The following is a 13,004-nucleotide window of genomic DNA, read 5'->3' as shown; positions in this document are numbered from 1 at the left end:
CAAGGTCAACGACTCTGAGGAGTATCAGAAGCGCTGGCGCTCCGGGACAACCGGCGTAACTGGGCGGCGGTCCCCTGAAGGCCGTCACCAGCGGCCGAAGTCTCCTCGATCCCGATGGAAGGCATCGCGGAGGCGCTCGAGCCGATCGGCGAATGCCTTGCACCGCCGGTGGTGGAGCGCGGCCACTGTGCTCTCAGCGAGCTGATTCGAGCGAATCCGCTGCGATGGCGGACTCGATACCGGCCGCTGTCGTGCGGGTTCCGGGGGCCTTCGCCGGGTCCTGGAGTCCGCCGGGGTAGTGCTGTGCGCTGAAGTGGCTGTCGATCGTTTCGGCGATGTCGGTGAGGGCATCGAGTTGTGCTGTGGAGAGCACGTCGGCGAAGCAGTGGCGAATGCCTGCCACATACGACGGCCAGGCTGCCTGGAACGCGGCGCGCCCGGCCTCGGTCAGCACGACGTCGTAGCCGCGGGCATCGCCTTCGCTCGGCGCGCGCATGACTGTGCCGCGGGTCTCCATCCGAGAGATCTGGCGTGAGAGGCGGCTTCGCTCCCACTGCAGCGCGGCAGCCATATCGCGGGCCCGCAACCTGTGCCCCGGGCTGTTGGACAGTCTGAGCAGGATCACAAAGTCCGCCTCGGTCAGCCCGAAGTCGCGGACCAGCATGCGAGCGAGCACAACGTTCACTTCGATCCGCATGTGCTGGAACGAGACCCACGCACGGGTCTCCCGCTCGTTCAGCGACTCCTGATCCATGCGATCGACCCTACCTGGATTTTCGATTTGTTGACATGTAACCATCTGGCTTCTAGATTTGTTTACATAGCAACAAATGACGGGAGTTCGACATGAGCGACTGGAACGCACAGACCATCGCGGAGTTTCGAGCGAACGCGGGCAGGGTCGGCGGGGTCTTCGAGGGTGCTCCGCTCGTCCTGCTCCATCATCGCGGCCGCAAGAGCGGGCGGGAGTTCGTCAGCCCGGTGATGTACCTCCCGCACGACACCCAGCCCGACATCATCTACGTCTTCGCGACCAGGGGTGGAGCATCCACCAACCCGGACTGGTACTACAACTTGGCCGCCGCGGGTGGCGGCAGCGTCGAACGCGGAACCGACGCATACCCGGTGACGGTCCGTGAATTGCCCGGCGCCGAACGCGATCGCGTCTACGCCGAGCAGGCGCGGCGCTACGCGGGCTTCGCCGAATACGAACGCCAAACTGCCGGAGTGCGAACCATTCCCGTGCTGGAACTCAGCCGGGCGTAGCCATCATGTCCAGCACCTCACCGGATCCGGCCGCGCCAGTGCTCATGGTCGGCGCCACCGGGCATCTCGGATCCAGCTCGTCGACGAACTCCTCGCCCGCGGCAAGAACGTGCGCGCGCTGGTCCGCCTGGCCACCGACGCAACCAGATCGGCAGCCCGGGATGTGCGGAACGCCCTGGGCGATCTGCTCGACCTGGCCTCCCTGCTCGCCGCCATGGACGGCGCAGACGCGGTGATCACTGCCGCCGCCGGGTACACCGGCTCGAACAAGAACGCCACCGAGATCGACACGGTCGGCAACGCCAACCTCGCCACCGCCGCGTCGCAGACCGGTGTGCGCCGCTTCGTGCTCACCGGCATCCTGACCGGCGACCGCATTCCGGATGTGCCACATTTCTGGCACAAGAGACTCGCCGAGGACGCGCTCGAACGCCTCGACGTGCCCTTCGTCGCGCTCCGGCTCGGCGCATTCCTCGATCAGATCGTCACTCTCGGCGGTGACCCCATCGACAAGGCCCGCATCCTGTGGATGGGCAAGGCCCGCACACCGCTGACCTTCGTGCTGACCGCGGATCTCGCCGGCTACCTAGCCGCCGCCGTCGACGCCGACTTGACGCCCGGTGAACGCATCGACCTGGGCTGGAACCGTCCCACCAGCATTACCGAAGTGGCCGAACTGCTCGGTCGCGCAGCCGATCGGACGATCCGGGTTCGGGCCGTCCCGCCGCTGGTCACGCGTGCCGCCGGTGCGCTCGTGGGGCCGTTCGCGCCGTCGATCAAAGACATGACCTCGATGTTCCGCTGGTTCGACAGCGGCGAATACATCGCCGACATCGTGCGGCAGACCGAAGTCTTCGGGCGGCCACCAACCCCCGAAGACGCCACGAAGCGGCTGGCCGGACAACTACTCGTGAACCGTTGACGGGAAGTGGATTGCCCGCACCTGGGGTGCCATCAGGGGAATCCCAACCGAAAGGAATGCAGAGATGACGACAAAAGCAGTCAGGTACAACGAATTCGGTGGGATCGACGTTTTGCGGATCGACGAGGTGGAACGCCCGGAGCCAGGGCGAGAACAGGTCCTGGTACGGGTGAAGGCGGCTGGGATCAATCCCAGTGAGGCGGTCATCCGCACGGGAGCGCTGGTGGACATGTTTCCGTCGGCCTTCCCGTCCGGGCAGGGCAGCGACCTCGCCGGGGTCATCGAGGAGGTCGGCGCCGGGGTCGGCGGATTCTCACCCGACGACGAGGTGATCGGGTTCTCGAACAACCGGGCCGCACAGGCCGAGCTGGTCCTGGTCGAGGTCGGCGACCTCGTCCACAAGCCGGAGCACGTCTCATGGGCGGTGGCCGGCGGCCTGTATGTCGTCGGCGTGACGGCGTGGGGCGCGGTCAACTCAGTTCACCTCGAGCCGGGCGACACCGTAGTCATCTCTGGTGCCGCCGGCGGCGTCGGCTCGCTCGCCGTCCAGCTCGCACACCGTACCGGGGCTACGGTCATCGGCCTGGCGAGCGAGGACAACCATGAGTGGTTGCGCAGCCACGGCGTGCTCCCGGTGGCATACGGTGACGGCGTCGGGGACCGGATCAGGACCGCCGCGCCCGGTGGCGTGGACGCCTTCATCGACACCTACGGCAGCGGGTATGTCGAGCTGGCCCTCGCCCTCGGCGTCGCGACCGAACGGATCGACACCATCGCCGATTACGCGGCCGCCGCGAAGTACGGGGTGAAGACCGACGGCGGGTCAGAGGCCGGGCCGGGCGCCGAGATACTCGCCGAACTGGCTCGCCTGATCGCCGACGGACAGCTCGAGCTGCCGATCGCGAATAGCTATCCGCTGACGCAGGTCCGCGAGGCCTACACCGAGCTCGAACGCCGCCACACCCGCGGCAAGATCGTCCTCACGCCCTAGTGGAGGAGACACCGGCGCGGAGGGTGTTTCATGCGGCGGTCATGTCCTCTCGCCCAGGACTCTCGTCCGAACGCCCGAGCGATCGGCCGGGGACCTGCTCAGAAGCCCGGGTGCGGGGGATGAGCCGGTCTGATAGCCAAACGATGATCTTGGGATGTCTATCGACGTCGGCCTGGTGGCAGGATGCGGGTGTGGGTGACTATTTCGAACGAATCGTCGACCTCGATGTGACCTCGGCCGACGCGAGCACGCTCGCCGAGCGCGTGGTGGATTGGATGGTGTCGCGGCGATGGCTGCTTCGGGAGACTTCCCGCGACGCGATGTACAGCCTCCACGCCGAAGACGGCTATGTGCCGGGCCCTGACTGGCCGCAGATTACCCATGAATGGGGCGCCGACTGGATCCCCGGCCCCGTCGCCGTCATTGTCGGCCGCCACGCCCACTATCCCGGCCAGGGCGGCATCGAACCGGCCTCCTCGGTATGCCCACGCTGCCAGGTCACCACCGTGATCATCGACTACCCGCAACAATGGGAAGCCGATCCCGCCGTATGGCAACCGTTCTCGGACGCGATCGACGCCTGGAAACAAACAGGCATCGGCGCGGTGATCTGCCCCTCCTGCACCACACCGAGCCCCATCACCACCTGGCAATGGGCAGACAACTTCGCTCTGGGCGCCCTTGCCTTCGACTTCTGGGGTTGGCCGCCTCTCACCGAGGACTTCATCGCCGAATTCGCTGCGCGACTCGGGCACCGAACCGAACACCACACCGGCAAGTTCTGAACCAAGCCCCCTCCGACATTCCGTTGCCGCCACCGGCGACCGCGACCACGGGCCGATCCTGCTCAATACTCGAGGACGGCGCATGGATCGGCCTTGCGTCACACGACGACTGCGCCGCCTGGCCCAGGATTCGGCGATGCGGCTACCCCGGATGCACCCGCACATGCTGCGCCACACCTTCGTCACCACCATGCTCGATGCCGGAGTCGACCTACGAGATGTTCAGATCGCTGCCCGCCACGCTGACCCTCGCACCACCATGCGCTATGACCGTGCTCGACCGCCACTCGAATTACATCCTCGCCGCCTACATGGCCTCGGGCACATAACAACTCACCACGCGCACATGCCGAATGCATGCGGGGGACCGGACTGGACTCGCCGCCGCCCGGCGATGCTTCCTGGATCGCGATGGCGATGGCGTCGCACACGACCTCCTGGGGCAACTGCAGCCCTGAACCAACGAAGCTTGCGGGTCCTGGTAGTTTGTGCAACGCCTTGTGGCCGAGTAGTCGCAGACCTGCTCTGCCACAAGGTGTTTCGAGTTCTAGGAAAGCCTCGGCTTCACTCCGGCCGAAATCGCCGCGCCAGGCCCGGAAGGCGGCCCACGCCAGACCTTCCGGCGAGCGGTCCCCGTGTCGCCGAGACGCAACGGCTGGTGAGTGGCGAGCGCTGATGTCCGAAGATTTCGCGCCTAGGCGAGGGCGCGGTGCACTGCGTCGGCGGGATCGGCGGCGAGTTGTGCTGTGCGGATGGGATTTCCGGTGGCGTCGTGAAGTTGCCAGCCACCGAGGGAGATGACGGGGATGGTGCCGCGATGACGAGCGAAAGCGAGTTCGGAGAGGGTGCCCCAGGAGCCGCCGATAACGATGACGGCGTCGGCGGAGTGGATGAGGATGGCGTTCCGGGCCTCGCCCATATCGGTATACAGGACGGCGGACAGACCGCGACAGATAGCGGACCGGTCGGTATCAGGGCGAACGCCGATAACGAGACCGCCCGCGCTGGAGGCGCCTTCGGCGACAGCGGCCATAACGCCGGTACCGCCGCCGCACAGGACGATGGCCCCGGCAGCCGCGAGCAGCCGCCCAACCTCCGCAGCCCATTCGGCCTCTGTGGTGGTGCAATCACGCGGTCCGCACACCGCGACCTGCCGGGGTATGTCGGGAGCCATGGAGTCGACGATAGTTGCCTGGAATCTCGCTCGGCCTCATACGCCCTGTGGACCCGGCATCGGGACGGTCTCTCTCGGCCTGACACGCTCGTGGCCCGGCCCAGTATGTCCGGTAGCTCGCTCGAACTCGGCACGCTGCGGTCGGCCCAGTACGGCTTGGCGCTGGACGCCGTGTAGCTTACCCATCCTCGGAGACCCGATTGGTCGGCCGAGTGCTGAGCGGGATCTATTCGGCCCTACACCGAACGACCGTGTCGGCCGAGCGCCGGAAATCTGTGACAACCCAGCACGGCGTCCGTGATCGACGGCCAGGCTTCGGCCGCGTGGCATGCATGTGCCGCATCGCGAGAAAGCTCGGTTCGGGCTACGGGCCTCAGCGCGCCCAAATGCTGACGAGACCTGCTTACGTGCGCTTGCTCAGCAACGTGTCGAGCCGCGTGGCGAATTCCTCGGCGGCACCTCGGTATCCGACGTGATCGCCCGGGAATTCCACGATGTCGAGTCCGAGGCGCTCGCCGAGTACCACATTGGGCAGCGCCGGGAACGTTTGCTTCGAATCGTGTCCGACGACGAGGACGAGCTTGTCGGCGACGGGTCGCAGTGCGTCGAAATCCGGTGTGTAGCGAACGTACTGACGCATCTCGTGCTCCATCCAGAACAGCATGTTCTGCTGGACGCGCGCACCGATCACGGCGGCGTCGGGGGTGGGTTCTTCGCTGTCGGGCTGCTGCTGGCGCAGCCCGACACCCTCGGCGAATGCGGAAATGGCGGCGACGAAGCCCTCGGACTTGCTGGTCCGGTAAACGTCGTCCAAGAAGGTGAGCCACTTGTCGGCATCGGGCAGTACGGTCGCCAGTGGTGGTTCGTGCGCGATGAGCGTGTGCACGAGTTCGGGTCGCGTCGTGAGCAATTCGAGCGCGACGATGGCGCCGGAGCTGCTGCCGAGTACGGCGGCGGGCTGGTCGCCGAGGTGGGTGAGCAGCGCGGCGGCATCAGCGCCGTCCAGTTGGACGTTGTGATCCTGCGCTGGGCTGCGGGAGAAGCCGCGCCGATCGTAGGAAACCACGGTATAGCGATCGGCCAGTCGCTCGGCGATCTGGTCGAAGCTCCCGGCGTCGCCATTGCCGCCCGGGATGAGCAACAGCAGCGGTCCGGTGCCGCGGATCTCGTAGTACAGCGTCGCACCGGGCACGGCCAAGGTGTGGTTGGTCGGGACGTCCATGGGAAAGGCTCCTGGTAGATAGGACAGTTGCCGCAACGCTTCCCGGATGACGGGTAGTGCCGCGATGGGCGGGTCCGCATCGACCCAGCGGTCGATGGCGACCTGCAGTGCCGTGGCGATCGCGCCTGCCATGATTCGCGGGAACATATCGGTGTGCAGGTCGCGGCCGGTGCGTTCGGCGATGGCCGTCGCGATGGCCTCCTGGATGACGGCCTGCGCCTTCAGATATTCACCCTGCAGCGCGGGCTCGGTGGTGATCAGCCGGACGCCGCGGGTCCACGCCGGATCGGGCGGCTCGTCATCTCGGAATTCGGCGAGTACCGCGTGGATTACCGCGGGCCACAGCGCTTCGGCTGCCGGACGATGGTGCAGTCCGTCCGCGATCCGCCGCGCCCGGTCGACCGCCACCGAGCACACGGCCTCGTACTTACTGGCGAAGTAGTTGTTGAACGTGCGTGGCGAAACACCCGCCGCCGCCGCGATGTCCTCGACCAGCACGCTAGCGAGCCCATGCTCGACCGCCAGCCGTAGCGCCGCGAATCCGAGCGCCTCCCGAGTCGCGAGCTTCTTGCGTTCCCGCAACCCGAGTACGAATGCCACGTCCTTCACGATACGCAATCTTGCGTGCCACGCAAGATTGCGCGATCGGAAAGTTTTGTGCCGCAAAGAGATCGAAAATCCCGCAACTATCGTCATCTGAGATCAGCAGAGCTAGCCTCTGTCTCGGCGAATCGTTCGCGAAACCCGCGCCGACGCAGCCCATATGACCTACGAACCGGTCGGCACTCGCGGAGTCGGCCGAGCGGCTCACCGAATCCGGTGAAGACCTCGCATATCCAGTGATCACCTCGCATAAGCCGCAGCCTGTGCGAGGTGCTCATCGAATATGCGACAGCGCATCAGGCCCTAGCTCGATGCGTGGATGCTCGTCGGTGGATGACGCTCGGAGAACCGGCATCGCGCGTGTCGGGTGCGCGATTGCCGCGGTGCCGGCGCGTGGGTCCGGAGACTACGCGGACTTGCGCAGCATCGATACGCGCCCGACACCCCATGCGACCACGACCGCGGCCAGGAATGAAAGCAGTGATGCGCTCATCCACGCCTGCTTGGTGAAGTGCAGCTTCTCCTGCACGTCCACCCAGAAGTCGGTCCACACTCCGGCGTCGCCCGGGTTGATCAGCTGATACACCGAAAGCCCCACCAGCCAAGCGAAAACCATGCCCCACCGCGACGGCGCGTTCGCCGAGGTATCCCACTGGTCGCGCGCACGCAGGAAGAAGTCGGCGACGAGCACGCCGAGCAGCGGCACGAAGACCGACCCGATCAGGCCGAGGAAGCCGAAGTAGTTCGCCATGTTCAGCCGCAGCGCGAGCAGTGTGATGAGCACGCCGAGACCGATCGAGAGCACCCGGCGGTCGACTCGCGGCGCGAGATTCTGGATCGAGACGGCCGTCGAATACACATTCGCGAACGACTGGTCGGCCTCACGGAAGACGAAGATGAAGAAGAACACCGCTCCGAGGGTGACTGTCAGGAACGGCGAGTACACCCCGCCGTCGCCGGATGCGAGCGCCAATGCGAACAGGCCGAGCACATACGCGATGATCTGGGTGAACGCATACGCCCCACTGGCCGCGCCGAATGCCGCGCCGGTGCTGCGGGAGTGCCGGGTGTAGTCGGCCGCCACCGGCACCCACGAGATCGAAACCGCAAGCGCCGCATCGGTAGCCACCCAGAAGAGATTCCAATCCACGCCGAACGGCCCGCCGCCCGCGGCGCCCGGGTTGGTGGTGAGATCCGGCAGACCCGCGCGGACGAACTGGACATAGAACCAGATCAACGCGATCACCACGCCGACGGTCACGAACCGGCGCAGCATCCGCACCGAACCGAGCGGCCAGATCGTCAGCACCGTCGTCAGCACACCCGCGGCGACCACGTAAACCCAGTGCGGCCCACCGTCGAACAACTCTTCGGCCGCATCGCCGATGACGATCAATTCGAAGGTGCCCCAACCGATCAGCTGGGCGATATTGAGCACCGTCGGCAGGTAGCTGAGCTTCGCGCCGAACAGTCCGCGCAGCAACATCATCGCGGGCTTACCGGTCTTGGCTCCGGGCACCGCGGCCAAGCCGAGCATGATCCCGCCGACCACCGTGCCGATGATCATCGCGAGGATGCCCGCGGCGATGGAGATCTGCGCGCCGCTATCGGAATTCGGCGCAAGCACCGTGTACGCGCCGGAGAATGCGAACAGGCTGACCCCGAGGTTCGCCCAGAACGCGCCCTGGTCCCAGAACGAAAGGACCTTCGGTGCAGGCTGGTCCAGGGTCAACGGTGCTTCGCGCCGCTCGGATCGATCAATGGTGGGTGCAGACATCCCGGTACCGCTCTCCCTACGCCGGCATTACCCGGACAGGTTCATGCGGTCGGCGAAACGTGGGGTCCGCCCTCTCAGCCCGGCCGTGCCCGAGCTCCCGCGTTGGGGTTGTTCGGGCGAAATGGTACACCCGCGCACCGGCGCGCCGGGCCTTGCCTTCGGACATTCCAGACAGGTTCCGCCGAGACGGCCCGAAAATCGCAGTCACCGCCCATACTGTCCGGGTATCGATGTGGTTATCGCTCGGTTATCTGCCGCTCATCGTCCGCCTCTACCTGGAATGAGTACGCGCCCATGATGCTGATCGCCTTGCACGAGACCGTTCTCGCTCAACTCGGGAATCCGACGCCCGAGGCCCCGCCCAATTCGGAGAAGATCCTGCAGATGGTTCGCTATCTGACCTGGTTTGTCCTGCTGTCGGGTGTCTCCGGTATCACCTACGCGGGCGGCCGGTTTGCCTGGGAGAAGTGGAGCGGCGGCACGCTGGAGTCGCCGAAGATGCTCGCCGGCGCGATGGTCGGTGGTGTCATCGCGACCAGTGCGGGCACCATCATGAATGCTGTCGTGGGGAGCTGAAATCCGTTGCGGGCGTTCGGCTGACGGTGGCTCCGGCCGCGGCGGCGGCGCCCGCGAAGACGACCGCGTCGCGTACCGCCGCACCGCCGGGATCATTGTTGAAGTAGACGAACACGTCCTCGTGATCGGACCACGCGCCGGCCAGCCGTCGCGCCCAACTGGTGAGTGCCGTGCGTCCGTAGCGCGGTGCGGGTGCAGCACGTCCGGAATGTAGTCGCAGATAACCCCAGTCCGTGGTGCGCCACAGCGGCGCGACGGGACGGGACTGGACGTCGGCCCAACACAGCGCCGCGCCGCATTCCGTCAGCACGGCACGAACTTCGGGAATCCACCAGGACTCGTGCCTGGGTTCGACCGCGATCCGGACGTCGGGCGGAAAGCAGCGTAGGCAGGCGTCGAGCAGTGCCGGGTCGACCCGCAGCGTCGGCGGGAGTTGCAACAGCACCGGCCCCAGCTTGTCGCCGAGCGCGCGGGCGTGCTCCATCAAACGTCCGACCGGTTCCTCGGGTTCGCGCAGCCGCTTGATATGGGTGAGAAAGCGGCTTGCCTTGACCGCGAAACAGAAGTCGGGCGGTGTCCGCTCCCGCCATGCCGCGAAGGTCTCGCCGCTGGGCAGTCGATAGAAGGCGTTGTTGCTCTCGACCGTCGCGAATTCCGCGGCGTAGGTTTCGAGCCACGCACGCTGCGGAACGTTCGTCGGATACAGCACCTCACGCCAGTCCCGGTACTGCCAACCCGATGTGCCGACGAGTAGGGGCATATCTCCATCGAAGCACTTTCCGATGACCGGCATCTCAACTACGCTGTGTAGTAGAAATGGTCGGGGAGGGCGCAATGAGCGAACAATCGGTGGTCGAGCGGCGAATCGACCGGACGCGGTGGAGTTTTCTGCAATGGGCCGTCTTCGTGATCGGCGCCATCCATATCGTGTGGGCGATCGCGGGGTGGGTCGCCGAGCCCAGTTTCGAACTCGGCGAACACGCACCGGCGACACCGGTACTCGGCATGGACTACAACGGCTGGCACGCGGTGGCGGGGCTGCTGCTGTTCGGCCCCGCGCTGATCGTCGCGACCCGCAAGTCGTGGTCGGCCTGGTACTGCGTGCTCGCCGGAGTGGGCGGGGGATTCGCGGTCGGGCTGTGGGCGCTGTTCTCGCACCATGTGCTGATCTTCAGCTTTCCGAGCCATATCACCGACGCGATCGAGCACATGGTGACCGGTGCGACGCTGCTGGCGATCGTCGCCGTACAGGTCGTCCGGGACGGCGGGCTGCGTCCGGTATTCGGCCTGTCTCAGTAGCACCCTTCGAGGGTGGCGGCGGCGACCACATCGATCACCTCGGTGACATCGTCGTGCGCGCGCATAGCGGTGCGTTGTCGCCGGGCGCCGTTACCACGAGCCAGCACCGCGGCGACGGTATCGGCGACGAACTGCTGGTCGCCCGACTGCTCGAGCGCGGGGGTGAGGTAGTCCACGAGCCCGGCCAGCAGGGTGTGGGCGGGAAGGGCGCGGCCGCTGATCGTGTCGAGCCCGTCTCCGTCCAGGCCGGATCGGGCGGCCTTCCAATACGCGGCCCGCAAGACCTCCGCGGGCACCGGTGGCGGTGGCAGCCCATCGTGTATCGCTGTCTGCGCCATGACGACCGCGGCGCGAATCAGCGTGGCCAACAACGCCGTTTCCTCGACCGTCGCGGGCACATCACTGACGCGCACCTCGACGGTCGGGTACGAGGCCGAGGGCCGCACATCCCAATACACCATCGCCGTATCGAGAATGCTGCCGCTGGCCAACATCATCCGCACCATGTCGTCGTAGTCCGCGACCGAATCGAAGAACGGTGGGGGACCGGCACTGGGCCACCGCCGCCACATAATGCTGCGCCAGCTGGCGTATCCGGTATCGGTGGCGCGGTAGACCGCGGAATTGGCCGTCAACGACAACAACACCGGTAACCAGGGCCGCAAATAATTCCCGACCCGCACCGCGGTATCACGTGAAGGCACCCCGACATGCACATGGCAGCCGCACAAACCCTGCTCATGGGCGAGCAACCCGAAATGGTGTTCGATGAGTCGATAGCGCGGGGTATCGGTGACCGGATACGCATCCGGCACCGTGGGCGGCACCGCCACCGCGAGCAACCGGGCACCGTTCTTCTCCGCGCAACTCGCCACGCTGCGGCGCAGTCGGCGCAGGTCATCGAGTAATTCGGGGGTCCGAGTGTGCACCCCGGTATTGATCTCGACCTGACAGCGGGTCAACTCCAGCTGCAGATCGATGCCGACGTCGGCGGCCGCCGCCGCGACTTCGACATTCCGCGGACTCGGCGCACCCGTGATCGGATCCGCCAGGAGGAATTCCTCTTCCACGCCGACAGTGGGCAGGGCCGCGGCCATTATTGGAGTTTACTGCGCAAATCGCCGATCCGGACGGGTGCCGGAATCGTTTGAGCGCCCCGCGCCGGGGTAGGCCGACCGTAGTGAAGGATCGGCGAGAAAGGGGTCCGGTATGTCGGAGGAATTGCGCGGCGTGCGCGCATTGGTCATCACCGCGAATACCGGCGTCGAACACGACGAGCTGCTGATGCCGCTGGACTGGTTGCGCGAACACGGTGCCGTCGCCGTGCATGCGACCCCCGAACGCGGCGAGGTCCAGACTTTTCGACACGATGTCGACAAGGATGAGGTCGTGCAGCCGGATGCGGCGCTCAACGATCTCGAGGTCGACGATTTCGACCTGCTCGTCGTGCCGGGCGGAACTGTGAACGCGGATAAATTGCGTGTCTGCGAGCGCGCCGTGGAAGTGGCACAACAGTTCGTGCAGGCAGGCAAGCCCGTCGCGGCGATCTGCCACGGTCCATGGCTGCTCGTGGAGGCCGACGTCGTCGCGGGCAAGACCTTGACGTCCTATCACTCGCTGCGCACCGATGTCGTCAATGCCGAGGGGCGCTGGATCGATCGCGCGGTGGTGCGTTCCGACGAGAACGGCTGGCCGCTGATCACCTCCCGCAGTCCCGGCGACCTCACCGAATTCACCGCCGCGATCGGCGCCGAGCTCACCGCGGCCCAGTCCGCCCAGGCCTTCGCCGGCGATGAAATCTTCTGACACCGGTGAATTCCCCGGACACGGAGCGTCCTACCGATATGGACACAATCAACCTCGCCGACCGCTACGAGTTGCCGCCGATCGACTGGGACAGCATTCGCAAACGACTCGACGCGGGCATCGAACAGGCCCCCGGCGCCGGCGGCCTCGACCGGCACACCTGCTGGCTGACCACGATCAATCCCGACGGCAGCCCGCACGTCACTGCCATCGGCGCGCAGTGGGTGGACGGCGCGTTCTGGTTCACCACCGGCGCCCGAAGCCGCAAGGGCCGCAACCTGGCTCGCGATCCACGCTGCTCGATGAGCGTGGCCACCCACGAATTCGATCTGGTCGTAGATGGCACCGCGACCAGGATCGCCGATCCCGCCGCCGTCGCCGATATGGCCCGGCGCTGGGCCGACGGCGGCTGGCCCTGTCGCGTCGACGACACCGGGGAGGCGCTCACCGCTGAATACAGCGCCCCTTCCGCGGGCCCGCCGCCTTGGCACGTGTACCGCCTGACCGCGCTCACCGCCACGGCGCTGTCCACTGTGGAACCCGGCGGCGCGACCCGCTGGCGGTTCTGAGTCGCCGCACGTCG

Annotated in this window: 15 protein-coding genes and 1 riboswitch; of the genes, 9 read left to right on the top strand and 6 right to left on the bottom strand. The window is 66.3% G+C overall.

What is annotated here, in order from left to right:
* Window positions 1-193: 193 nt before the first annotated feature.
* On the bottom strand, window positions 194-754 hold the full coding sequence (locus tag ACIBW7_RS34180; protein ID WP_397053651.1) for a MarR family winged helix-turn-helix transcriptional regulator: 561 nt from the start codon (window positions 752-754) through the stop codon (window positions 194-196).
* Between the two features lie 92 nt (window positions 755-846).
* Between ACIBW7_RS34180 and ACIBW7_RS34175 the strand changes: the two genes are divergently transcribed.
* The 5 genes from ACIBW7_RS34175 (at window position 847) to ACIBW7_RS34155 (ending at window position 4,640) form a co-directional block, all read left to right on the top strand.
* Window positions 847-1,266 carry a nitroreductase family deazaflavin-dependent oxidoreductase gene (locus ACIBW7_RS34175; protein ID WP_397053649.1) on the top strand — a complete coding sequence of 140 codons (420 nt, stop codon included), beginning with the start codon at window positions 847-849 and terminating at the stop codon, window positions 1,264-1,266.
* Complete coding sequence (locus tag ACIBW7_RS34170) at window positions 1,160-2,188, top strand: NAD(P)H-binding protein (protein ID WP_397053929.1); 1,029 nt, start codon at window positions 1,160-1,162, stop codon at window positions 2,186-2,188. Before ACIBW7_RS34175 ends, ACIBW7_RS34170 begins: the two co-directional genes overlap by 107 nt.
* A 64-nt stretch (window positions 2,189-2,252) precedes the next feature.
* Window positions 2,253-3,179 carry an NADP-dependent oxidoreductase gene (locus ACIBW7_RS34165; protein WP_397053647.1) on the top strand — a complete coding sequence of 309 codons (927 nt, stop codon included), beginning with the start codon at window positions 2,253-2,255 and terminating at the stop codon, window positions 3,177-3,179.
* Window positions 3,180-3,370: 191 nt separating this feature from the next.
* A complete protein-coding gene (locus tag ACIBW7_RS34160; RefSeq protein ID WP_397053645.1) occupies window positions 3,371-3,964 on the top strand; it encodes a hypothetical protein in 594 nt (197 codons plus the stop codon).
* Window positions 3,965-4,046: 82 nt separating this feature from the next.
* Complete coding sequence (locus ACIBW7_RS34155; protein ID WP_397053643.1) at window positions 4,047-4,640, top strand: tyrosine-type recombinase/integrase; 594 nt, start codon at window positions 4,047-4,049, stop codon at window positions 4,638-4,640.
* A gap of 18 nt (window positions 4,641-4,658) precedes the next feature.
* On the opposite strand, the gene ACIBW7_RS34150 is transcribed toward ACIBW7_RS34155, so the two are convergent.
* From ACIBW7_RS34150 to ACIBW7_RS34140, 3 genes are all read right to left on the bottom strand, one after another.
* Entirely contained in the window at window positions 4,659-5,138 is a 480-nt protein-coding gene (locus ACIBW7_RS34150; RefSeq protein WP_397053640.1) for an LOG family protein, read from the bottom strand.
* Between the two features lie 403 nt (window positions 5,139-5,541).
* Entirely contained in the window at window positions 5,542-6,960 is a 1,419-nt protein-coding gene (locus ACIBW7_RS34145) for an alpha/beta fold hydrolase (protein ID WP_397053638.1), read from the bottom strand.
* A 409-nt stretch (window positions 6,961-7,369) separates the two neighbouring features.
* Complete coding sequence (locus tag ACIBW7_RS34140) at window positions 7,370-8,740, bottom strand: purine-cytosine permease family protein (protein ID WP_397053636.1); 1,371 nt, start codon at window positions 8,738-8,740, stop codon at window positions 7,370-7,372.
* A riboswitch (TPP riboswitch) is annotated at window positions 8,737-8,851 on the bottom strand. (Overlaps the previous gene by 4 nt.)
* A gap of 183 nt (window positions 8,852-9,034) precedes the next feature.
* On the opposite strand from ACIBW7_RS34140, the gene ACIBW7_RS34135 reads away from it, so the two are divergent.
* On the top strand, window positions 9,035-9,316 hold the full coding sequence (locus ACIBW7_RS34135; protein ID WP_357477329.1) for a hypothetical protein: 282 nt from the start codon (window positions 9,035-9,037) through the stop codon (window positions 9,314-9,316).
* On the opposite strand, the gene ACIBW7_RS34130 is transcribed toward ACIBW7_RS34135, so the two are convergent.
* Entirely contained in the window at window positions 9,291-10,076 is a 786-nt protein-coding gene (locus tag ACIBW7_RS34130) for a DUF72 domain-containing protein (protein WP_397053927.1), read from the bottom strand. The two genes, ACIBW7_RS34135 and ACIBW7_RS34130, sit on opposite strands and share 26 nt — an antisense overlap.
* 74 nt (window positions 10,077-10,150) lie before the next feature.
* Between ACIBW7_RS34130 and ACIBW7_RS34125 the strand changes: the two genes are divergently transcribed.
* Window positions 10,151-10,615, top strand: a complete 465-nt coding sequence (locus tag ACIBW7_RS34125) for a DUF4383 domain-containing protein (RefSeq protein ID WP_397053634.1) — start codon at window positions 10,151-10,153, stop codon at window positions 10,613-10,615.
* On the opposite strand, the gene ACIBW7_RS34120 is transcribed toward ACIBW7_RS34125, so the two are convergent.
* Window positions 10,609-11,712, bottom strand: coding sequence for a glutamate--cysteine ligase (locus ACIBW7_RS34120; protein ID WP_397053632.1), 1,104 nt, complete (start codon window positions 11,710-11,712; stop codon window positions 10,609-10,611). The genes ACIBW7_RS34125 and ACIBW7_RS34120 overlap by 7 nt on opposite strands.
* A gap of 112 nt (window positions 11,713-11,824) precedes the next feature.
* Between ACIBW7_RS34120 and ACIBW7_RS34115 the strand changes: the two genes are divergently transcribed.
* Window positions 11,825-12,421: a type 1 glutamine amidotransferase domain-containing protein gene (locus ACIBW7_RS34115; RefSeq protein ID WP_397053630.1), complete on the top strand. Its 597-nt coding sequence runs from the start codon at window positions 11,825-11,827 to the stop codon at window positions 12,419-12,421.
* A gap of 38 nt (window positions 12,422-12,459) precedes the next feature.
* Window positions 12,460-12,990: a pyridoxamine 5'-phosphate oxidase family protein gene (locus ACIBW7_RS34110; protein ID WP_397053628.1), complete on the top strand. Its 531-nt coding sequence runs from the start codon at window positions 12,460-12,462 to the stop codon at window positions 12,988-12,990.
* The last annotated feature ends 14 nt before the right edge of the window (window positions 12,991-13,004 follow it).

Source organism: Nocardia sp. NPDC049526 (assembly GCF_044465765.1).
Taxonomy (GTDB): domain Bacteria; phylum Actinomycetota; class Actinomycetes; order Mycobacteriales; family Mycobacteriaceae; genus Nocardia.
The sequence above is the reverse complement of the archived record's forward strand: the minus strand, read 5'-3'. Positions and strand labels throughout refer to the sequence as shown.